This is a genomic window from Tianweitania sp., from assembly GCF_032053605.1.
Classification (GTDB): domain Bacteria; phylum Pseudomonadota; class Alphaproteobacteria; order Rhizobiales; family Rhizobiaceae; genus Tianweitania.
The window spans coordinates 32,553-32,803 of the sequence record NZ_DAMBUH010000036.1; the positions used below are offsets into that span (position 1 = coordinate 32,553).

The following is a 251-nucleotide window of genomic DNA, read 5'->3' on the forward strand; positions in this document are numbered from 1 at the left end:
CAGCTTCACGGCGGCGATCCGCGACATCGCCTATGCCTCCGCGACGACCGAAGGCGTTGTCACCTATGAAGCGCGGCTCGATGTCGACAATGCCGACATGCAGCTTCGCCCAGGAATGACGGCAACGGCGTCCATTATCACGCGCGAAGCAACAGATGTCCTGACCGTGCCGAACGCCGCCTTCCGCTTTGCGCCACCGGCCACCAACAGCCGCTCCGGCTTCAGCTTCCGCAACCTGTTCTCGCCCGGCC

The 251-nt window shown here is 64.5% G+C and carries 1 pseudogene; it reads left to right on the forward strand.

Going from position 1 to position 251, the window contains the following annotated elements:
• Window positions 1–251: pseudogene (locus tag RTX98_RS10480) on the forward strand (efflux RND transporter periplasmic adaptor subunit); the annotation flags it as partial.